Origin of the sequence: Actinoallomurus purpureus, from assembly GCF_024055795.1 — a bacterium.
GTDB classification, from domain to species: Bacteria; Actinomycetota; Actinomycetes; order Streptosporangiales; family Streptosporangiaceae; genus Actinoallomurus; species Actinoallomurus purpureus.
In genome coordinates, this window is the sequence record NZ_JAMXMY010000006.1 from 127174 (window position 1) to 146697 (window position 19524).

Here is a 19524-nt window from a genome sequence, read left to right on the forward strand (position 1 = left end):
CGACGAAGCGACTACATCATGTGCTGCCGACAAAGCCGGGGTCAGGATTCGGTGATGTCCTCCGGGAAGGCGGGATGGGCGCCGAGGGCCCAGTACTCGAACAGGCCGTGCCCCACACCGCCGTCGTACTCGAACCGGGCCACGGCGTCGACCATGCCCCACATCCGGGCGGCGTCCTCCACGCGCCGCAGGTCGTACGTCACGCCCTGGACCTTCGGCTCGGGCCCCTGGTACATCCCGTGCCGCCAGTCGGGTTCGAGACCGTAGCCGCTCCCGACCATCAGGTGAACGGGCAGGAGCGGGGCGACGTGCACGTCGAACGGCTTGCCGCCCGGCGGAGCGAAGGAGATCACCGCCTCGGTGACGTCGCGGGTCCCCGGGGCGTAGGCCGGCCGGTAGTCGGGACGGCCGAGGTATTCCGGCTCCCGATCGTCCGGCCACACGCGGAGGGCCTCCTCCAGGATCCGCCGGCCCCGCGCGTCCTCCTGCACGATGCACAGGATGGCGTGGTCCTCGAACTGCATCGGCGCGTACAGCCAGTAGAAGCTCGCCGGGTTCTTGGCCTGGATCCCCGGTGGCTCCCCCTCGCCGACCGGGCGGATGCCCCAGGACCGGTCGCGGCTGCCCCACCAGCGGTCCGGCGTCACCGGCAGCGTCGTGTCGTCCACGGTGATCGAGCCGGTCCACCGGCCGGTCTGCGCGAGCCGGCGGGAGTCGAACACCACGCGCTCCTGAGCGCGGATGAAGTGCGGCGGTTCCAGCTGGGCCGGGATCGCCCCTTCCCACGTCAGGTCGAACGACAGGCCGTGGTCGTTCGGCTCGCAGGTGACCCGCAGGCGCCTCAGCCCCTTCAGGACCTCGACGCGGAGCGGTCCGACCGTCGTGTCCATGCGGTCGTCACCGAGCTCGCGCGATGCCCGGACGACCCGGTGGAGGGGGCCGTAACGGACCAGGGCGAACGCGTCGGTGACCCCGAGGTTGGGGTACTGGCCGAGACCCACGATCAGCATGAGCTCGTCCGAGCAGGAGTGGCAGTTGAAGTAGTACCGGTCGTAGAAGTTGCGGTCGGAGGTGGCCACGTGCCGCATGACGTCGGGGATCTGGTGGACCGGGTAGTCGTCGAGCGGGGAGAGCGTCATCGGGGGTCTCCGGACGGAGGGGCGGTCGTGGGACCGGGAGCGGGCAGGTCGAGGAGTCCGGCCAGGAGCCGGGAGGCGGTGTTGTCGACCGGGAAGTCGCTGTCGGGGGGTACGAGACCGAAGTCGATGAACGCCTGTCCGACCCGCGCCATGATCACTGCGAACTTGAAGGCCGACAGCACCTCGTAATAGGCCATGTGCCGCATCGGCCGGCGTGTCAGTTCCTCGTAGAACGCGACGGTGTCGGCGTAGGACGGGAAGCCGGGCAGGCGGGGGACGCCGATCCCTTCCGAATGGTGGCGGTCGAGGAACATGAACCAGGCGAGGTCCTCTTCCGGCGCGCCGAGAGTGGCGATCTCCCAGTCCAGCACCGCCCGCGGTGCGCCGTCGTCGCCGTAGAGGATGTTGCCGATGCGTGAGTCGCCCCACAGCAGCACCGGCGGGTCCGGTTCGGGCGGCCGGTTCTCCCGCAGCCACCGCAGCGCCTCCAGGCAGGTCGGCTGTGGGCCGTGGTACGCCCAGCCCATGTAGTGGGCGTAGTAGCCGAGCCGCTGCCGCAGCCCCGCCGGCCCGTACTTTCTCCGGTCGAGGAACGCGAAGGGCTCCGGGGCCAGCCGGTGCACCTCGGCGAGGATCTCCAGCCCCGCCGTCCACATGCGGCGTCGTCGCTCGGGGTCGGCCTCGGCGACCCATCCCGACCCGTGATACGGCGGGTTGTCCTCCGGCGCCAGGCCGTCCACCTGGTCGATGACGAAGAAGGGGGCGCCCAGTAGCGTCGCGTCGCCCTCGTACCAGCGCATCCGCGGTACGGGGACGCCGGTCCGCTCGTCGAGGATGCGCAGCAGCCGATACTGGTCGGCGTACGGCAGCGGGTCGGGGAAGACCTGGTAGCGGACCGGTGCGACCTTGGCGACGAGCCGCTCCGTGCGGTCGCCGCACTCGGCGTCGAAGAGCAGCGTCTCGGCGGAGAACCCGGTCGTCTGGGGGATCCGCAGCCCGGACACCGTCACATCGCCGCCTGGCAGCCGTTCGGTCAGCCACCGTGCCAGGACCGTACGGGTCACCTCGGGATCCCGCTGGTCGGGAACGGGCATGGTCCGGGCCTCCTCGTCCGCAAGGCCGAACGCGTCCCCGACCTTGATCCGTATTTACCAACCGGTCACTTGCTCGTCAACCGTTGCCCGGGGGCGCCGCAGTCGGTCACGGAAGCCGTGGCACGATCGGAGGATGAGGTTGACGAAGCTCGGACACTCCTGTGTCCGCGTCCGCAAGGACGACCGGACCCTCGTCATCGACCCGGGCGGCCTGACTCCGCAGGGCGACGCGTTCGCGGGTGCGGAGGCCGTCCTCATCACCCACGAGCACTTCGACCACTACGCGGCCGACCGGCTGCGCAAGGCCCTCGCGGACGATCCGCGGCTGACGGTCTACACCTGCCGCGCCGTCGCCGCCGACCTCGGTGACCTTGGCGACCGGGTCCGCGCGGTCGGTGAGGGGGACGCGCTGACGATCGCCGGCTTCGAGGTCGCCGTGGCCGGGCAGAAGCATGAGATCGTCCACCCCGACGTCCCCCGGGTCGAGAACATCGGGTTCCTCATCGACGGGGAGGTCTTCCATCCCGGTGACGCGTTCACCGTCCTGGAGGTGCCGACGCTGCTCGTCCCCGGCCAGGCGCCCTGGATGAAGGCCCCTGAGATGATCGAGTACCTGCGGGCGGTGACGCCCCGGCGCGCGTTCGCGGTCCACGACGGCCTGCTCAACGAGTTCGGGCTCGGGTTGCTGGACAACCAGCTCAAGGGCGAAGGCGAGCGCCAGAACGCGGACTTCCGGCGTCTCCAGCCGGGGGAGTCGGTCGACATCCCCTAAGGGGTCGCCCGTAGGTCCGTGGGATGAGCCCGGATCGATCCCGCGAGCGATGCGCGCGGGAGACGCGCGGCCTAGCGTGGTTCGTAGGCCATCGCAAAGGGGTGTCGCAATGAACGGTCTTTCCCGCCCGCGTCAGGGACGTGTCATCGCCGGCGTCTGTGCCGGACTCGCCCGCAGGTACGGCATGTCGCCGTGGACCGTCCGGCTGCTGGCGATCCTGTCCTGTCTGCTGCCCGGACCGCAGTTCGTGATCTACATCATCCTCTGGATCATGATGCCCGGCGAGTAGGGCGTCAGGCCGCCACAGCCGGCTCGTCGTCCCGCATCTACGGGCTCGACCCTGGCAGATCACTGAGGGTCGCCCCCAGCCCGGTCTGGGGCCACCACCGTCGAGGTCGGGCGCGCCCCTCGGTCACTCCAGGCGCCAGGCGACGGGGAGGCCCTTGGCGGCGCCCTCGCCGGAATAGTCGTGGACGACGTCGAGGTAGCCGGCCATGCGCGCCTGCCAGGCGACGTTGACCGGCAGGTCCTCCAGGGCGGCCAGCAGTGCGGCGTAGTCGTCGCAGTCGATGACGTGGAACAGGTCGAGCCCGCTGCGCCAGATCGTCCACTCGTGCGCGCCGGCGTCCTTGATCGCCTGGACGAGGTCCGAAGGCACCTCCCGGTGCGCCTTCTCGTACTCCTCCTCCTGGCCGGCCCTGAGCCGGGTGTGCAGCGCGACGCGCATCCTCACTCCTCATCGTCCTTCTGGCGGCGGGCCCACTCCTCGACCGCGCCGATGTGCACGGCGGTGGCGATGCGGGCGCCGTCGGGGTCGCGTTCGATCAGGGAACGGTAGATCTCGTCGTGCTCGCGGAAGGTGCGGGGGAAGACACCCTCCTCCCGGTATCCGCGCCAGACGCGGGCGCGGAAGGTGCGGCTGTTCAGCCCGCCGAGGATCGCGGCGAGCACCGGGTTGCCGGCGGCCTCGGTGATGATGCGATGGAATTCCAGGTCGTGCCCGACGATCTCCTCGGCGGTCGTGCCGCGCTCCATCGCCGTCATCTCGGCGCGCAGGCGGATGAGTCCCTCTTCGTCGATGCGCGCCGCCGCCGCGGCGGCGGCCGCGGGCTCCAGGATCTTGCGCACCTGGACGAGGTGCAGCAGGGTGTCGCCCCGCGAGATCTCCGCGACGACGCCGAAGGTGTCCAGCAGGTCGCCCGGTTTCAGCTGGGTGACGTAGATGCCGGCGCCGTGCCGGGCCTCGAGGACTCCCATGACGGTGAGGGCGCGGATCGCCTCGCGCATCGAGCTTCGGGACAGCCCCAGGTCGGCGGCGAGATCGCGCTCGGTCGGTAGGCGCTGGCCGGGCGCGAGCTCACCCATGGCGATCCTGGTCTTGATCTCGTCGATCGCCCGCTGGGTGACGGTGGTCCTGGCACCCGTGTCGTCCGGCACGCGCGCTCCCTCCTCCGACTGCGAACTCATCTTGCCGGACGGTAAGTGGTCGTACCAATTTCTCAAAGTAACAAGTCTGTCACGGGGTATTGCCAGAAGGTTGCCGTGTAGTGGTCTTATGTCCCCGTAAGAGGTCCGATGAATCGCTGAGAGGTCGGACCAACCGACGAGCAGGGGGTACGACTACGTGAAGCTGCTGCGTGTCGGAGCGGAAGGCGCCGAACGGCCCGCGGTCCTGGCGGAGGACGGCTCGCTCCTCGATCTGTCCGGCCTGACCCGCGACGTCGACGGCGACTTCCTCGCCACGGGCCTGGACCGCGCCAGGTCGGCGTACGCGGCAGGCGAGCTGCCGCCCATCCAGAACACCAAGCGGATCGGCGCACCGGTGGCCCGGCCCGGCAAGGTCGTGTGCATCGGCCTGAACTACCGGGACCACGCGGAGGAGACGGGCGCCGAGCTCCCGGCGGAGCCAATCATCTTCATGAAGGCGTCGAACACCGTCGTCGGCCCGAACGACGACGTGCTCATCCCCCGGGGCAGCGAGAAGACCGACTATGAGGTCGAGCTCGCCGTCGTCCTGGGCGGCCGGGCCCGCTACCTGGAGTCCCCCGAGGACGCCCGTGCGCTCATCGCGGGGTACGCGATCAGCAACGACGTCTCCGAGCGGGAGTTCCAGCTGGAGCGCGGCGGCACGTGGGACAAGGGCAAGTCCTGTGAGACCTTCAACCCCCTCGGGCCGCACCTGGTGACCGCCGACGAGATCGAGGATCCGCAGAACCTCGGCCTGCGCCTCTGGGTCAACGGCGAGCTCCGCCAGGACGGCGACACGAAGAACATGATCTTCCCGGTCGACCATCTGATCTGGTACCTCAGCCAGTTCATGGTCCTGGACCCCGGTGACGTCATCAACACCGGCACCCCGGCCGGCGTCGCGCTCGGCAGCCCGGGTATCTCCTTCCTTCGTCAGGGTGACATCGTGGAACTCGAGATCGACGGGCTCGGGCGGCAACGGCAGAGGCTCGCATGAAGGTCATCGCACTCGACGCCTACGACATCCGGTTCCCGACCTCGCGGCAGCTGGACGGCTCGGACGCCATGAACCCGGATCCGGACTACTCGGCCGCGTACGCCGTGCTCCGCACGGACGACGGTGCCGAGGGCCACGGGTTCACGTTCACGATCGGGCGCGGCACGGAGGTGTGCGTCGCGGCGATCAACGCGTACGCACCCCTCGTCGTCGGCCTCGACATCGACCTGTCCGACCTCGGCGGGTTCGCGCGTCGGCTGGTCCACGACTCGCAGCTGCGCTGGCTCGGCCCGGAGAAGGGCGCGGTCCACATGGCCGCCGCCGCCGTCATCAACGCGGCGTTCGACCTCGCCGGGCGCGTCGCCGGCAAACCCGTCTGGCGGCTGCTGGCGGACCTGACGCCCGAGCAGATCGTCGACCTGGCCGACTGGAGGTACCTCACCGACGCCCTCCGTCCGGAGGAGGCCGTCGACCTGCTGACGGCGGCCCGCGCCGGGCGGGAGGAACGCGAGGCCGCACTACTGGCCACCGGCTACCCCGCCTACACGACGACCCCCGGCTGGCTCGGTTACACCGACGAGAAACTGGTGACCCTGGCCCGGGAGGCCGTCGAGGAGGGTTTCACCCAGATCAAGCTGAAGGTCGGCGGCGACCTGGCGGACGACGTGCGCCGCCTGGAGCTGGCCCGCCAGACGGTCGGACCCGACATCCGCATCGCGATCGACGCGAACCAGCGGTGGGACGTCGGCCAGGCGATCGAGTGGGTCGAGGCGCTCAAGCCGTACGACCCGTGGTGGATCGAGGAGCCGACCAGCCCCGACGACATTCTCGGCCACGCCGCCGTGCGCAGGTCCGTCCGGCCCGTCCGGGTGGCGACCGGCGAGCACGTGGCGAACCGTGTGATCTTCAAGCAGATGCTGCAGGCCGAGGCGCTCGACGTGCTGCAGATCGACGCCTGCCGCGTCGCGGGCGTGCCGGAGAACGTCGCGATCCTCCTGCTCGCCGCGAAGTACGGCGTGCCGGTCTGTCCCCACGCCGGAGGCGTCGGGCTCTGCGAGGTCGTGCAGCACCTGTCGATGTTCGACTACCTGGCGGTCAGCGGGAGCACCGAGAACCGCGTGATCGAGTACGTCGACCACCTGCACGAACATTTCACCGACCCGGTGCGGGTCCGCGACGGCCACTACCTCGCGCCGACGGCCCCCGGCATGTCCGCACAGATCAAGGCCGAGAGCCTGCTCGAATACGCCTACCCCGACGGCGCCGCCTGGAGGTCTTGACGTGGAGTTCAGCGGTATCAGGGCCATCGTCACCGGAGGGGCCTCCGGCATCGGGCTCGCCACGGCGCGCCTGATGACCGAGCGAGGCGCCACGGTGAGCTGCCTCGACCTGTCCGCCCCGCCCGAGCCCCTGCACGGTGTGCGGACGGACGTACGGGACGACGCGTCGGTCCGCGCGGCGGTCTCGGCCGCGGTGGACCACCTCGGCGGCCTGGACGTGCTCGTCAACAACGCCGGGATCGGCGCGCAGGGCACGGTCGAGGACAACGAAGACGACGAGTGGCGCAACGTCTTCGACGTCAACGTGTTCGGCATGGTGCGGGTGAGCCGGGCCGCCCTGCCGCACCTGCGCCGATCCGAGCACGCCGCGATCGTCAACACCTGTTCGATCGCGGCCACCGCCGGGCTGCCGCAGCGCGCGCTGTACTCGGCGACCAAAGGTGCCGTTCAGTCGCTCACTCTGGCGATGGCGGCGGATCACCTGCGCGACGGGGTCCGGGTGACATGCGTCAACCCGGGCACCGCCGACACGCCCTGGGTCGGCCGGCTGCTCGCCGCGACCGACGATCCGGAGGCGGAGCGGGCCGCACTGGCGGCCCGCCAGCCGAGCGGGCGGCTGGTCAGCGCCGAGGAGGTCGCTGTGGCGATCGCCTACCTGGCCAGCCCGCTGGCGTCGGCGACGACAGGAACGGCGCTGGCGGTCGATGGGGGCATGGCCGGCCTGCGACTTCGCCCAGAGAAATTCTGAGAGGACGCGATGAAGCGAAAGATGCTCGCGGCCGGTGCCGCGTTCGCGGCGGCCGCGGTGCTGCTGGCCGGCTGCGACAACAGCGAGGGCAGCAGCGGATCGTCCGGCGGTGGCAGCGCTGTCGTCGGGGTCGACTACCCCCGGTCGGACACCGACTTCTGGAACTCCTACATCAAGTACGTGCCCCAGTACGGCAAGCAGTTCGGCCTCGACCTGAAGACGACCAACTCCGAGAACGACGTCTCCAAGCTCGCCGCCAACGTGCAGACGCTCATCGGCCAGGGCGTCAAGGGCGTCGTGCTGGCGCCGCAGGACACCGCCGCGGTCGCGCCGACGCTCGGCCAGCTCAAGACGAAGAAGATCCCGGCCGTCACCGTCGACACCCGCCCCGACACCGGCGACGTGTACATGGTCGTCCGCGCCGACAACCGCGCGTACGGCGAGAAGGCCTGCAAGTTCCTCGGGGACACCCTGAAGGGCAAGGGCAAGGTCGCGATGCTCGAGGGCGACCTGGCCTCGATCAACGGCCGCGACCGTACTGAGGCCTTCAACCAGTGCATGGCCCAGAACTACAAGGGCATCAAGGTCATCGGCCTGCCCACCGAGTGGAAGGGTGACGTCGGCGCGAACAAGCTGCAGACCACGCTGGCCGCCAACCCCGACCTCGGCGGCATCTACATGCAGGCCGGCGGCGCGTTCCTCGCCCCGACGCTGAACGTGCTCAAGCAGAAGGGCCTGATCTTCCCGCCGGGCAACCCGAAGCACATCGCCATCGTGTCCAATGACGGCATCCCCGAGGAGATGAAGGCGATCGGCGCCGGGCAGATCGACGCCACCGTGTCGCAACCCGCCGACCTGTACGCCAAGTACGCCCTGTACTACATCAAGGCGGCCATCGACGGGAAGAAGTTCGCTCCGGGCAAGACCGACCACGACTCGACGATCGTCGCGCCGCGGCCCGGTCTGCTCGAGGACCAGCTGCCCGCGCCGCTGGTCACCAAGGACGGGAGCTACCCGGGTTCGCTGAAGTCGACCGACCCGCAGCTTTGGGGCAACCAAGTCAAATGAGCGTTCCAGCCAGTGCCGCGGCCGGCCCCCGGCCGGTCGCGGCGGCCCACAGGATCGATAAACGGTTCGGCGTGACCGTCGCGCTCGACGACGTCTCCCTGACCGTCCGGGACGGGGACGTGCACGCCCTCGTCGGCCGGAACGGCGCCGGGAAGTCGACGCTCGTGTCGGTGCTCACCGGCCTCGTCGCGCCGGACTCCGGCTCAGTGGAGTTCGACGGCCGGTCCGCGCCCCCGCTCGCGGACCGCGAGGCGTGGCGGCAGCGGGTCGCCTGCGTCTACCAGAAGTCGACGGTCATCCCCTCGCTGTCGGTGGCCGAGAACCTCTTCCTGAACCGCCAGGGACGCGGCTTGATCTCGTGGGGGGCGCTGCGTCGCCGTGCCCGCGAGCTGCTGGAGACGTGGGAGGTCGACGTCGACGTCCAGGCGCCGGCCGCACGCCTCAGCGTCGAGCAACGCCAGCTGGTGGAGATCGCGCGGGCGCTGTCGCACGGCTCGCGGTTCATCATCCTGGACGAGCCGACCGCCCAGCTCGACGGCCAGGCGATCGAGCGGCTGTTCGACCGGATGCGGTCGCTGCGTGAGTCCGGGGTGACCTTCCTGTTCATCAGCCACCACCTCGACGAGGTGTACGAGGTCTGCGACACCGTCACCGTGATGCGCGATGCCCGGCACATCATGACGTCCCCCGTCCCGGAGCTGGGCAAGGCCGACCTCATCACCGCGATGACCGGCGAGGCGACCGGCCTGATCGATCTCGGCGCGGACCGGCCCACGCCGGCGGCCGGCGAGGAACGCGCGCTCACCGTCACCGGGCTCGGCGTTCCCGGCGTCTTCGAGGACGTGTCCCTGTCCGTGGCGCCCGGCGAGATCGTCGGGCTGGCCGGGGCCGTCGGCTCCGGGAAGATGGCGGTCGGCGAGTCGATCGTCGGCCTCCGCCGGGCCGGGCAGGGCACCGTGAAGATCGGCGGTGTGACGCCCCGGCCGGGCAGCGTGCCGGCCGCGCTGCGGGTCGGCATCGGGTTCGTCCCGCAGGACCGGCATCGCGAGGGTCTGGTGCCGGGCCTGTCCATCGCCGAGAACGCCACGCTCACCGTGCCAGAGCGGCTCGGCCGCTTCGGGTTCGTCGGCTCCCGGCGACGCGACGAACTCGGCGTCAAGGCCATCGGCGACCTGGACATCAAGGCGGCCGGACCCGAGCAGCCCGTGTCCGCGCTGTCCGGCGGCAACCAGCAGAAGGTCGTCATGGCCCGCGCCCTCGCCAACGAGCCCAAGGTGCTGGTGCTCATGCAGCCCACCGCCGGGGTCGACGTCAAGGCCAAGGAGACGCTCCTCGGCACGGCCGCCGCGGCGGCCGTCGGCGGTGCCGGGGTACTCATGATCTCGGACGACCTCGACGACCTGCGTCCCTGCGACCGGGTCATCGTCCTGTTCAAGGGCGCCGTCGTCGCCGAGATGGCGAAGGGCTGGGACGACAACGAACTGATCGCCGCGATGGAGGGTATCGGTGACTGAGACACAGACGGCGTTGGCCGCGCCGGCCCGGGGCCGGATCGCCGCGCCACGGCTCGCGCGCCTGCGCGACCTGGCGCTGGTGCCGGCGATCATCGTGATCGGGATCGTCGGATATCTGGTCAATCCGGTGTTCCTGCACTGGGACAACCTGGTCAACGTGCTGCAGCAGCAGTCGGAGATCTCGCTGCTCGTGCTCGCCGAGGCGCTGGTGCTGATCTGCGGCCGGATGGACCTGTCGCTGGAGTCGACGTTCGGCCTCGCACCGGGCGTCGCCGCCTGGCTGGTGCTCGCCCCCGGGATCACGCACGGCGTCCACTGGTTGTCCGGCGCCTGGTCGATCCCGGTGACGCTCGCCGTCGGCCTCGTCATCGGCTGGGTCAACGGCCTGCTGATCGTCCGGTTCCGGCTCAACGGCTTCATCGTCACCCTGGGCATGCTGATCGTGCTGCGCGGCCTGCTGACCGGCATCAGCGGCGGCAAGACCTTCTTCAACCTGCCGTCCTCGATGATCTACCTGGGGAACGCCGTCTGGCTGGGGCTGCCGGCGTCGATCTGGATCTGCCTGATCCTGTACGCTGCCGCGATCGCGGTGACCGGATACACCCGCTTCGGACGGTCGCTGTACGCCGTCGGCGGCAACCCCGACGCCGCCCGCGCCGCCGGCATCCGCGTCGACCGCGTGCTGTGGACGACGCTCGTCCTGGCGAGCGCGCTGGCCGCCCTCGGCGGCCTGCTGCTCACCGGCCGCCTCGCGTCCGTGGCCGCGAGCCAGGGCAACGGCGCGATCTTCACCGTGTTCGCGGCGGCGGTCATCGGCGGCGTCTCGCTCAACGGCGGCAAGGGCACGATCTTCGGGGCCTTCACCGGCATCCTGCTGCTCTACATGATCCAGAACGTCCTCACGCTGGCGGGCGTCCCGGCGCAGTGGATCGGCGCGCTCAACGGCGGCATCATCCTCGTCGCCCTGATCATCAGCCGTATCACGTCGGGCCAGGCACAGGAGTAGCGATGGAGCACCGCAGACTCGGATCCTCACCGGTCGAGGTGACAACGCTGTCATTCGGTGGTGCGGCCATCGGCGGGCTCTACGCCCCGGTGTCCGACGCCGACGTGACGGCGGCCGTCCGCCGCGCGCAGGAACGCGGCATCGGGTACTTCGACACCGCGCCGCACTACGGTGCCGGGCGCAGCGAACGCCGCCTCGGCGCCGCCCTGTCCGGCGAGTACGTCCTGTCGACCAAGGTCGGACGGCTCCTCGTCCCCCTGGAGCCCGGGGAGCCGCCCGAGCCGGAAGGGTTCACCGACCCGCCGCCGTACAAGCGGGTCTGGGACTGGAGCGCCGACGGCATCCGCCGGTCCCTGGAGGAGTCGCTGCGACGCCTCGGCGTCGACCGCGTCGACGTCGTTTACCTGCACGACCCCGACGACCACGAGGGCGAGGTCTACGCGACGGCGTACCCGGCGCTGGCCGCCCTCCGCGACGAGGGCGTGGTCGGCGCGATCGGCGCCGGGATGAACCAGACCGCCATGCTCACCCGGTTCGTCGAGCGCCTCGACCTGGACGTCGTGCTGTGCGCGGGGCGGTACACCCTTCTCGACCGGTCGGCCGAGAAGGACCTGCTGCCCGCGTGCGAACGGCGTGGCACGTCCGTCGTCATCGGTGGCGCCTACAACTCCGGCCTGCTGGCCGGCGGCACGACGTACGACTACGCGCCCGCCCCGCCGGAGATGCTGGAGCGCGTCGCCGGCCTGGAGCGGGTGTGCGCCGAACACGGCGTGCCGCTGCGCGCTGCCGCGCTGCGGTTCCCCCTCCGGCATCCGGCCGTGGCGAGCGTCCTCGTCGGCTGCCGGAACACGGCCGAGGTCGACGACAACGCGGAGCTGTTCGAGATGGAGATCCCCGAGACGCTGTGGGCGGAACTGTGAGGAGGACGCGTGAGTGAGCTCGGGCCGGTGGACGCACACCACCACCTGTGGGACACGGCCGTCCGGGACTACCCGTGGATGGACGGCCCCTGGGCCGATCCCCTCCGAGGCCGGTTCGACGCCGCCCGCTACACCGATCTGACCAGGCCGTACGGTGTGCGCGACTCGATCGTCGTCCAGGCGCTGCAGGACGTCGGCGAGACGTACGACCTGCTGTTCGCCGGGGACAATCCGGTCGAGACCGAGTACGGCGACGAACCGGGCCCGATCGTGGGCGTGGTCGGCTGGGTGGATCTGACCGCGTCCGACGTCGCGGACCGGATGGCCGAGGTACGCGAGAGCCCGTCCGGTCACCTGCTCGTCGGGGTCCGGCACGCGGCGCAGGACGAACCGGACCCCGAGTGGCTGCTGCGGCAGGACGTCCAGCGCGGCGTCCAGGCCGTCGGGGCCGCCGGCCTGGTGTACGACGTGTTGGTCCGGCCGCCGCAGGCCGCGGCGGCCCTGGCGCTCATGCGCCGGCTGCCGGAGGTCTCCTTCGTCCTCGACCACGCCGGCAAGCCCGACATCGCCGGCGGCGTGTGGGAGCCGTGGGCGACCTGGATCACCTCGCTGGCGGCGCTGCCCAACGTGACCGTCAAGCTGTCCGGCCTGGTCACCGAGGCCGCCCCCGACTGGAAACCGGACGACATCCTCCCGTACGCTCGCCACGTGCTGCACTCCTTCGGCGCCGACCGCGTCATGTACGGCTCCGACTGGCCGGTCTGCACGCTCGCCGCGTCCTACGAACAGGTCCTCGATCTGGCCCGCGAGGCGGTGCCGCCGGGCGACCGGGACGCCGTCTTCGGCGGAACCGCCCGACGCGCGTACGGGCTGGGTTGAGACCATGCGGGTCGCCCTCTTCGTCACCTGCGTGAACGACACGCTCTTCCCCGGCACCGGGCGGGCGACCGTCCGGCTGCTGGAGCGGCTCGGCTGCACGGTCGAGTTCCCGCTCGAGCAGACCTGCTGCGGTCAGATGCACTTCAACACCGGCTACCGCGACGACGCCCGGCCGCTCGCCCGCCGCTTCACCGCGGTGTTCGACGGCTACGACGCGGTCGTGGTGCCGTCCGGGTCGTGCGCGGCGATGGTCCGCGAGTGGTACCCCTCGCTCGGCGTCGAGCCGCCGGCCGGGGTCTACGAGCTGTCGGAGTTCCTGGTCGACGTCCTGAAGGTCACCGACGTCGGCGCGTACTTCCCGCACACGGTGACCTACCACCCGACCTGCCATTCGCTCCGGTCGCTGAAGGTCGGCTCGAGGCCGTTCGATCTGCTGTCCCAGGTGCGCGGGCTCACCCTCGTGCCCCTGGGCGGCGCCGACGAGTGCTGCGGGTTCGGCGGCACGTTCTCGCTGAAGAACTCGGCCGTGTCGGCCGCGATGTGCGCCGACAAGGTGCGGGGCGTGCTCGACACCGGCGCCGAGGTGCTGTGCGCCGCCGACAACTCCTGCCTCATGCACATCGGCGGATCCCTGGCCCGCCAGCGCACCGGCGTCCGCGTCGTGCACCTGGCCGAGATCCTCGCCTCGACGGAGGAGGATCCAGCATGAGCGAGCGGAGCGAGCGAATCATGAGCATGGCGCGCCCGGTCACTCCTCCGACGAAGGAGGCCGCATGAGCGGCACGTTCGTCGGGATGCCGGCGTTTCCGGAGGCGTCGTCGCGGGCGGTCGACGACGCGCAGCTGCGCTACAACCTGCGCAAGGCGACCCACACGATCCGCGCCAGGCGCGCGGCCGTCGTCGGCGAGCAGCCCGACTGGGCCGAGCTGCGCGCCGCGGGTGCGGCGATCAAGGACCGTACGCTCCGGCACCTCGACGTCTACCTCGAACGACTGGAGTCGGCCGTCACGGCGGCCGGCGGGCACGTGCACTGGGCCGAGGACGCCGCCGAGGCCAACCGGATCATCGTCGACCTGGTGAAGGCGACCGGCGAGACCGAGGTCGTCAAGGTCAAGTCGATGGCCACGCAGGAGATCGAGCTGAACTCCGCGCTGGCCGCCGCCGGCATCCGCGCGTACGAGACCGACCTCGCCGAGCTGATCGTGCAGCTCGGCGACGATCTGCCCTCCCACATCCTCGTCCCGGCCATCCACCGCAACCGCGCGGAGATCCGGGAGATCTTCACCGGCCGCATGGCCGCCTGGGGACGTCCCGCGCCGGAGAACCTCGAGGACGATCCGCGCGCGCTCGCCGAGGCCGCCCGCCTGCACCTGCGCGAGCGCTTCCTGTCCGCCAAGGTCGGCATCTCCGGCGCCAACTTCGCGGTCGCCGAGACCGGCACCCTCGTCGTCCTGGAGTCCGAGGGCAACGGCCGGATGTGCCTGACCCTTCCCGAGACGCTCATCTCGGTGGTCGGCATCGAGAAGATCGTGCCGACCTGGCGGGACCTCGAGGTCTTCATGCAACTGCTGCCCCGCTCGTCGACGGGGGAGCGGATGAACCCGTACACCTCGACGTGGACCGGGGCGACCGAGGGCCAGGACTTCCACCTCGTCCTGGTCGACAACGGGCGCACCTCGGTGCTCGCCGACCGGGTCGGCCGCCAGGCGCTGCGCTGCATCCGCTGCTCCGCCTGCCTGAACGTCTGTCCCGTCTACGAGCGGGCGGGCGGCCACGCGTACGGCTCGGTGTACCCCGGGCCGATCGGCGCGATCCTCACCCCGCAGCTGCACGGCATCGCCGGGCCGCTGGAGGAGTCGCTGCCGTACGCCTCCACGCTCTGCGGCGCGTGCTACGAGGTCTGCCCGGTCGCCATCGACATCCCCGAGGTGCTCCTCGACCTGCGCGCCAAGGTGGTCACGAAGGGGCACCGCGGTGAGCGCCTCGCGATGGGCGCCGCTCGCCGTGTGCTGGACAACCCGAAGTGGCTCGCGATGGCGCAGCGTTCCGCCGGCCGCCTGCGCCGCTGGGCCCCGCGCCGCCTGCCCGGTCCGCTGTCGGCCTGGTCCGACACCCGTGAGGTGCCCGTACCGCCCCGCGAGTCCTTCCGCGACTGGTGGGTGCGGCGGCCGAACCAGGAGGGAGATCGATGAGCTCCCGTGACCGCATCCTGGCCCGCGTACGGTCGGCGCTGGCCGACGTGCCCCGTACGGAACGGCCGGAGGACGTCGAGGTGCCCCGCGACTACGACCGGACCCGCTCCGGCCCGGACGTCGTCGAACTCCTGGTCGACCGCCTCGTCGACTACAAGGCGGTCGTCCACGAGGCCACCGACGTCGCGGCGGCGGTCGCGGACGCCCTGCGCGGGCGCGCGGCCCGCCGGGTGGCCGCACCGGTGGGCATCCCCGCGGAGTGGTTCGGCGACGCGGAGGCGATCCGCGACGACCCGGCCCTGTCCGCCGCTGACCTCGACGCCCTGGACGGCGTGGTGACCGGCTGCGCGGTCGCCATCGCCGAGACCGGCACCATCGTCCTGGACGGCGGCGACGACCAGGGCCGCCGTGCGCTCACCCTGATCCCCGACTACCATCTGTGCGTCGTACGGCGGGACCAGATCGTCCGCACGGTCCCCGAGGCCCTCGAACGCCTCGACCCGTCCCGCCCCCAGACCTGGATCAGCGGCCCGTCGGCCACCAGCGACATCGAGCTGAACCGGGTGGAGGGCGTCCACGGCCCCCGCACGTTGGAGGTCCTCATCGTGCGCGCTGTCAGCTGATCATTGGCGATCGGTGCGGTAAGAGAGGCTGTCGCCTAACTCCGAACCAGGCCGCTCAGGCGGGCCAGTGTGCCCTGGGCTGTCACGCTGGGAGGGATTTAAAAACCCTGGCGAAGGCGTCCTCGACCGGGTGCGGGCATCGGTCGGCCGACGCGGACGTGTGTACCCGGCGGAGGGCGGCGCGCAGAACGCTCGGGAACAAACCGGCAGCGGCCCGGTTCGCCCGGGTTTGCCGTTGGTGAGGTGGGCCGCGCGTGGCCTTCGCCGAGCGTTCTGCCCGCCCTCGGCTCAGCTCGTCGGCCGCCCGTTCCAGCACGGTGACCGGCCGACCCACCCGGCGGAGCCCGACCGACGCCGCGAGCCCGCCGACCCCTCCGGATGTCGCCCCGGCCTCGCCACGGCCGCCACCGTGCAGAACTCTCGGAGAACACCCCTACGGCGAGCCGAATTGCCCCGCCGCGTCCCCTTAACGGGATGAACCGCACGGTCGTTCGCCGAGCTTTCAGCACACCGAACCGCGCCGGCGGCAGCCCGATTCGCAGCCTTTGCGCGCCAGCTCGCTGCATCGCCATGGCCTTGAGCAATCAAGATCGCGAGTAGTGCGACAGCCTCAAGAACAGCACCGCTCACCAAGGATCACTGGTCATCGCTCTCTTGGCAGTGGCGCCGCACGGTCGGAGACTCGATCATCGAGTCATGGTGGTCGCCACTTCGACGCACTGATCATTCTGGGTCTGTGTGAGACTTGCCTTGCGCCATATGGCGTTGCTGAGGTCAATGGCGATGTTCGCCATAAACTGCCTCTCTCGTTCACCGGTATGACTCCGCCACTGCGCTGATCATTTCTACCGATTCGGCAACGCTCAACGCCGATGCGCGGAGATGATCAAATCCGAGGGTAGCCGCTCGTACATCTGCTTCGCGTTCGAGGAAGAGTGTGCCCGCAAGGGTGTCGACGAAGACAACGTCGCGGTCGCGGGGTTGCGGGAACGAAAAAATCCCAGCTGATCCTGGAAGCGACGCATGTGGACCAACGTCGTACGGGATCACCTGAACGGTGACATTTGGCTGGCGTGCTTCCCTGGCGAGATGGATGAGTTGCCCGTGCATGATCTGAGAGCTGCCGATCACTCGTCGCAGGGCCGCTTCGTCGAGTACGACCCAGAGTCCGAGGTCGCCGTCCCTGGCAAGGATGGCTTGGCGTTGCATGCGTAGCTGGACGCGGCGTTCGACCTCCTCTTCGTCGAGGTCGAGTGGTCCGCTGCGGGTAATGATGGCTCGGGCGTAGTCGGGGGTCTGGAGTAGGCCAGGTATGGCCAGGGCTTGGAAGATGCGGAGCTGGGAAGCGGCCGTCTCCAGGTCGATGACGGTGGCGTACTCCTTGTCGAGTAGGTCGCTGAACGGCTGCCACCAGCTCTTCTCTTTCGACTTGCGGGCGAGGGCGATGAGGCGGTTGTGGGTCTCGCCGGGGCCGACTCCGTACAGGTCGAGCATGTCGGAGACGTCGCCCCAGGCGACCGAGATGCGGCCGTTCTCGATGCGGGAGGTCTTGGAGTTCGACGACCAGCCGAGGCGTTCGGAGGCCTCATAGCTGGTCAGGCCGGCGGTCTCGCGAAGGCGACGCAGCTCCGCGCCGAGCCGGCGACGGCGGGCGGTGGGGGATGACTCTCGCGCGCTCATGATCCGTCCAAAGAATCTCGGGGCTATCGACTCAAAGCAGTTGCATGACCACAGTTGGCTACCGCATGCTCGGTTCATGGAGAGTACCGCGCTATACCGCGTCATGTTGCGTCGTTTAGCGGACAAGCTTCTCGTCCGAGGTCTGGTGGCCGTCCCGGCCATCTGCGACGGTGCGGAGCTATTGCGGGTGTCACGTGGCCGGCGGGTGATGTTCGTCGCCTGCGTGCTGACACCTGACGGTCGCTGGGCGTATGTGTGGTCGCGCGGCTGGGCTCTCACCGACGACCGGCACGCGCCGGCAATGATCCAGAAGGAGCTGGCGTGGTTCAGACGATGACGGAGATCCTTCCCGGCACGCCAGACCAGGTGCGCAGGGTGCGGCGCATCGTCGGTGCCGCGCTCGGTGACGGCCACCCGTGCCTTGATGACGCCTTACTGCTCAGCAGCGAGACGGCCACGAACGCCATCACCCATTCCGGCAGCGGGATGGCCGGGGGGAAGTTCACCCTGCGCGTCGAGTGCACCGGCACCTGGGCGCGCATCAGCGTATGCGATGGCGGTTCATCCAGACTGCCTTGCTGGTGCCGTGCGGGTCAGGATGCCACCAACGGGCGGGGGACCGAACTCCTGGACAGCCTTGCCGCCCGCTGGGGTGTCCTCCGCGAAGGAGTCGGCAGCACCGTGTGGTTCGAACTGGAGCGCTGCGCGTCTCCCGACCAGACCCCCGAGTTGTGTGGGGAGTCGTTCTCATGAACGCTCTCAGGACTGCTCGGCGCGGCGGGGATCGGGCCGGGACGGTGGCGTCGTTCCTTCCCCTGTCTGCCAGGATGCTTCATTCTGGGAAGTCGAGGTCGGAGGTGACTGGCTTGGCCGTGGATCGATTCTCCACACCGCTCTACGGGATCGCCGAGGCTGCGCACTACCTTGCGGTCCCCGCGTCGACGTTCACGACGTGGGCCTTCGGCTATGAGCGCAAGAGGCCCGGCGGTGGGCTGGTGAGTGCGCGGCCTGTTATCACCGCGGTCCACCCGGCTCGGCGCAACGAGCCGGCGGTCCCGTTCGTCGGCTTGGCCGAGGGGTACGCACTGGCGGCCTTCCGCCATGCCGGTGTTCCCCTGCAGCGGATCAGGCCGGCCATCGACGCGCTCAAGCGAGAACTCGGCTTGGAGTACGCGCTGGCCAGCAGGCAGCTGTTCACCGACGGGGCAGAGGTGCTGTACGACTACGCCGAACACGCGGCGGATACCCCCGAAGGCGTCTCGGCCAGGGAACTCGTCGTGGTCCGCAACAACCAGCGGGTCTTCGCCGAGGTCGTCGAAGACTACCTACGCCGCGTGGAGTTCGCGGACGACGGATACGCCCAGGTGATCCGGCTGCCGCAGTACCGCGTCGCCGATGTTCTCATCGATGCGGAACACGCCTTCGGCAGGCCGCGATTCGCCCACGGAGGCGCCAAGTTGGAAGACGTGATCGATCTCTTCCAGGCAGGGGAACCCATCCAGACCGTCGCCGAGGAATTCGGACTCACCCAGGCCGAAGTCGAGGACGCCCTGCGTGTCGCAACAAGAGCAGCCGCTTAAGTTCTTCGTCGACCGCAGCCTGGGGCGGGTCCTGGACCGATGCAACCGCGGAGCATCCGGTAGAGCACCATGACGGCGGCGCCTACGCTCACCCACAACAAGCGTTCGTTTGTTGCCGCCCTGCGTTCGGCGGTGGGCGATGCGGCGGGACGTTCGGCCGTAGCCGTTGGCCTTGATCGAAAGTAGTGAGGTTCGAGACGATTTGGCCAGATATAACCGTTTCGGGGATCTGGTGGTGGGCCTCAGGCGGCTCCAGCAGATAGCCGAGCGAATGCCGCTACCCGACGATGAGCCTGGCGGTGGTGAGGACCTGGCCTGGGAGATCGACCAACTGGCGGACCTGCGCCGAGAAGCCAATCATCGTTTGCTGGATGACTAGAACGTCCATATCTGGCGGGTGGGGTCAAATCTCCTCAGTCGCAAGGCGCTGCGGTTGAAGGCCGCACTTGAGGAGCGATCAGGAGCTCTCGATCCGGAACTACCGACGCAGGTTCAGGTTCGCCTGGCCTAATACCTCGGCGTGATCGAGGTCTCCTGAGAAGTCCTTTAGCGCGGACACCTGACG

21 protein-coding genes are annotated in these 19524 nt (G+C 69.9%); 16 read left to right on the forward strand and 5 right to left on the reverse strand.

Features of this window, described 5'->3' with window-relative positions; genetic code table 11:
• Positions 1–41 precede the first annotated feature (41 nt).
• Entirely contained in the window at positions 42–1139 is a 1098-nt protein-coding gene (locus NE236_RS13680; protein WP_252842318.1) for an Rv3169 family protein, read from the reverse strand.
• Positions 1136–2233, reverse strand: coding sequence for a phosphotransferase family protein (locus tag NE236_RS13685; protein WP_252842319.1), 1098 nt, complete (start codon positions 2231–2233; stop codon positions 1136–1138). The genes NE236_RS13680 and NE236_RS13685 overlap by 4 nt, the downstream gene beginning before the upstream one ends.
• A 133-nt stretch (positions 2234–2366) precedes the next feature.
• Between NE236_RS13685 and NE236_RS13690 the strand changes: the two genes are divergently transcribed.
• Both NE236_RS13690 and NE236_RS13695 read left to right on the forward strand, forming a co-directional pair.
• Entirely contained in the window at positions 2367–3005 is a 639-nt protein-coding gene (locus NE236_RS13690) for an MBL fold metallo-hydrolase (RefSeq protein ID WP_252842320.1), read from the forward strand.
• A gap of 109 nt (positions 3006–3114) precedes the next feature.
• Positions 3115–3294: a PspC domain-containing protein gene (locus NE236_RS13695; RefSeq protein ID WP_252842321.1), complete on the forward strand. Its 180-nt coding sequence runs from the start codon at positions 3115–3117 to the stop codon at positions 3292–3294.
• Positions 3295–3417: 123 nt separating this feature from the next.
• Here the strand turns inward: NE236_RS13695 and NE236_RS13700 are convergent, their stop codons facing one another.
• Together NE236_RS13700 and NE236_RS13705 are read right to left on the reverse strand one after the other, a co-directional pair.
• Positions 3418–3732, reverse strand: coding sequence for an L-rhamnose mutarotase (locus NE236_RS13700; protein WP_252842322.1), 315 nt, complete (start codon positions 3730–3732; stop codon positions 3418–3420).
• 2 nt (positions 3733–3734) lie between these two features.
• Positions 3735–4472, reverse strand: coding sequence for a FadR/GntR family transcriptional regulator (locus tag NE236_RS13705; RefSeq protein ID WP_252842323.1), 738 nt, complete (start codon positions 4470–4472; stop codon positions 3735–3737).
• Positions 4473–4629: 157 nt separating this feature from the next.
• Here NE236_RS13705 and NE236_RS13710 point away from each other — a divergent pair, with 157 nt between their 5' ends.
• The 11 genes from NE236_RS13710 (at position 4630) to NE236_RS13760 (ending at position 15699) form a co-directional block, all read left to right on the forward strand.
• Entirely contained in the window at positions 4630–5469 is an 840-nt protein-coding gene (locus NE236_RS13710) for a fumarylacetoacetate hydrolase family protein (RefSeq protein WP_252842324.1), read from the forward strand.
• Entirely contained in the window at positions 5466–6749 is a 1284-nt protein-coding gene (locus tag NE236_RS13715; RefSeq protein WP_252842325.1) for an enolase C-terminal domain-like protein, read from the forward strand. Before NE236_RS13710 ends, NE236_RS13715 begins: the two co-directional genes overlap by 4 nt.
• Position 6750: 1 nt before the next feature.
• The gene (locus tag NE236_RS13720) at positions 6751–7497 is read left to right on the forward strand and encodes an SDR family NAD(P)-dependent oxidoreductase (protein ID WP_252842326.1); all 747 of its coding nucleotides are present in this window, start codon (positions 6751–6753) and stop codon (positions 7495–7497) included.
• A 9-nt stretch (positions 7498–7506) separates the two neighbouring features.
• On the forward strand, positions 7507–8565 hold the full coding sequence (locus NE236_RS13725; RefSeq protein ID WP_252842327.1) for a sugar ABC transporter substrate-binding protein: 1059 nt from the start codon (positions 7507–7509) through the stop codon (positions 8563–8565).
• Positions 8562–10079, forward strand: coding sequence for a sugar ABC transporter ATP-binding protein (locus NE236_RS13730; RefSeq protein WP_252842328.1), 1518 nt, complete (start codon positions 8562–8564; stop codon positions 10077–10079). Before NE236_RS13725 ends, NE236_RS13730 begins: the two co-directional genes overlap by 4 nt.
• Positions 10072–11085: an ABC transporter permease gene (locus tag NE236_RS13735; RefSeq protein WP_252842329.1), complete on the forward strand. Its 1014-nt coding sequence runs from the start codon at positions 10072–10074 to the stop codon at positions 11083–11085. The genes NE236_RS13730 and NE236_RS13735 overlap by 8 nt, the downstream gene beginning before the upstream one ends.
• A 2-nt stretch (positions 11086–11087) precedes the next feature.
• Positions 11088–12005 carry an aldo/keto reductase gene (locus NE236_RS13740; RefSeq protein WP_252842330.1) on the forward strand — a complete coding sequence of 306 codons (918 nt, stop codon included), beginning with the start codon at positions 11088–11090 and terminating at the stop codon, positions 12003–12005.
• A 9-nt stretch (positions 12006–12014) separates the two neighbouring features.
• On the forward strand, positions 12015–12884 hold the full coding sequence (locus NE236_RS13745; RefSeq protein WP_252842331.1) for an amidohydrolase family protein: 870 nt from the start codon (positions 12015–12017) through the stop codon (positions 12882–12884).
• A gap of 4 nt (positions 12885–12888) precedes the next feature.
• A complete protein-coding gene (locus tag NE236_RS13750; RefSeq protein ID WP_252842332.1) occupies positions 12889–13593 on the forward strand; it encodes a (Fe-S)-binding protein in 705 nt (234 codons plus the stop codon).
• 64 nt (positions 13594–13657) lie between these two features.
• Positions 13658–15076: a lactate utilization protein B gene (locus NE236_RS13755; RefSeq protein WP_252842333.1), complete on the forward strand. Its 1419-nt coding sequence runs from the start codon at positions 13658–13660 to the stop codon at positions 15074–15076.
• The gene (locus NE236_RS13760) at positions 15073–15699 is read left to right on the forward strand and encodes a LutC/YkgG family protein (RefSeq protein ID WP_252842334.1); all 627 of its coding nucleotides are present in this window, start codon (positions 15073–15075) and stop codon (positions 15697–15699) included. The genes NE236_RS13755 and NE236_RS13760 overlap by 4 nt, the downstream gene beginning before the upstream one ends.
• Before the next feature lie 810 nt (positions 15700–16509).
• Here NE236_RS13760 and NE236_RS13765 read toward each other — a convergent pair.
• The gene (locus NE236_RS13765; protein WP_252842335.1) at positions 16510–17379 is read right to left on the reverse strand and encodes a helix-turn-helix domain-containing protein; all 870 of its coding nucleotides are present in this window, start codon (positions 17377–17379) and stop codon (positions 16510–16512) included.
• 76 nt (positions 17380–17455) lie between these two features.
• On the opposite strand from NE236_RS13765, the gene NE236_RS13770 reads away from it, so the two are divergent.
• The 3 genes from NE236_RS13770 to NE236_RS13780 all read left to right on the forward strand — a co-directional run bounded on the left by NE236_RS13770 (position 17456) and on the right by NE236_RS13780 (position 18959).
• Positions 17456–17716, forward strand: a complete 261-nt coding sequence (locus NE236_RS13770) for a hypothetical protein (RefSeq protein ID WP_252842336.1) — start codon at positions 17456–17458, stop codon at positions 17714–17716.
• Complete coding sequence (locus NE236_RS13775; RefSeq protein ID WP_252842337.1) at positions 17701–18132, forward strand: ATP-binding protein; 432 nt, start codon at positions 17701–17703, stop codon at positions 18130–18132. The genes NE236_RS13770 and NE236_RS13775 overlap by 16 nt, the downstream gene beginning before the upstream one ends.
• A 119-nt stretch (positions 18133–18251) precedes the next feature.
• Positions 18252–18959: a DUF433 domain-containing protein gene (locus NE236_RS13780; RefSeq protein WP_252842516.1), complete on the forward strand. Its 708-nt coding sequence runs from the start codon at positions 18252–18254 to the stop codon at positions 18957–18959.
• Positions 18960–19524: the final 565 nt, after the last annotated feature.

Excerpts from the sequence above, each read along its gene's own strand:
- NE236_RS13760 (WP_252842334.1), top strand. The coding sequence starts at position 15,073 with ATGAGCTCCCGTGACCGCATCCTGGCCCGCGTACGGTCGGCGCTGGCC.
- NE236_RS13690 (WP_252842320.1), top strand. The coding sequence starts at position 2,367 with ATGAGGTTGACGAAGCTCGGACACTCCTGTGTCCGCGTCCGCAAGGAC.
- NE236_RS13740 (WP_252842330.1), top strand. The coding sequence starts at position 11,088 with ATGGAGCACCGCAGACTCGGATCCTCACCGGTCGAGGTGACAACGCTG.
- NE236_RS13705 (WP_252842323.1), bottom strand. The coding sequence starts at position 4,472 with ATGAGTTCGCAGTCGGAGGAGGGAGCGCGCGTGCCGGACGACACGGGT.
- NE236_RS13680 (WP_252842318.1), bottom strand. The coding sequence starts at position 1,139 with ATGACGCTCTCCCCGCTCGACGACTACCCGGTCCACCAGATCCCCGAC.
- NE236_RS13750 (WP_252842332.1), top strand. The coding sequence starts at position 12,889 with ATGCGGGTCGCCCTCTTCGTCACCTGCGTGAACGACACGCTCTTCCCC.
- NE236_RS13755 (WP_252842333.1), top strand. The coding sequence starts at position 13,658 with ATGAGCGGCACGTTCGTCGGGATGCCGGCGTTTCCGGAGGCGTCGTCG.
- NE236_RS13715 (WP_252842325.1), top strand. The coding sequence starts at position 5,466 with ATGAAGGTCATCGCACTCGACGCCTACGACATCCGGTTCCCGACCTCG.
- NE236_RS13730 (WP_252842328.1), top strand. The coding sequence starts at position 8,562 with ATGAGCGTTCCAGCCAGTGCCGCGGCCGGCCCCCGGCCGGTCGCGGCG.
- NE236_RS13695 (WP_252842321.1), top strand. The coding sequence starts at position 3,115 with ATGAACGGTCTTTCCCGCCCGCGTCAGGGACGTGTCATCGCCGGCGTC.
- NE236_RS13725 (WP_252842327.1), top strand. The coding sequence starts at position 7,507 with ATGAAGCGAAAGATGCTCGCGGCCGGTGCCGCGTTCGCGGCGGCCGCG.
- NE236_RS13700 (WP_252842322.1), bottom strand. The coding sequence starts at position 3,732 with ATGCGCGTCGCGCTGCACACCCGGCTCAGGGCCGGCCAGGAGGAGGAG.
- NE236_RS13765 (WP_252842335.1), bottom strand. The coding sequence starts at position 17,379 with ATGAGCGCGCGAGAGTCATCCCCCACCGCCCGCCGTCGCCGGCTCGGC.
- NE236_RS13685 (WP_252842319.1), bottom strand. The coding sequence starts at position 2,233 with ATGCCCGTTCCCGACCAGCGGGATCCCGAGGTGACCCGTACGGTCCTG.
- NE236_RS13770 (WP_252842336.1), top strand. The coding sequence starts at position 17,456 with ATGGAGAGTACCGCGCTATACCGCGTCATGTTGCGTCGTTTAGCGGAC.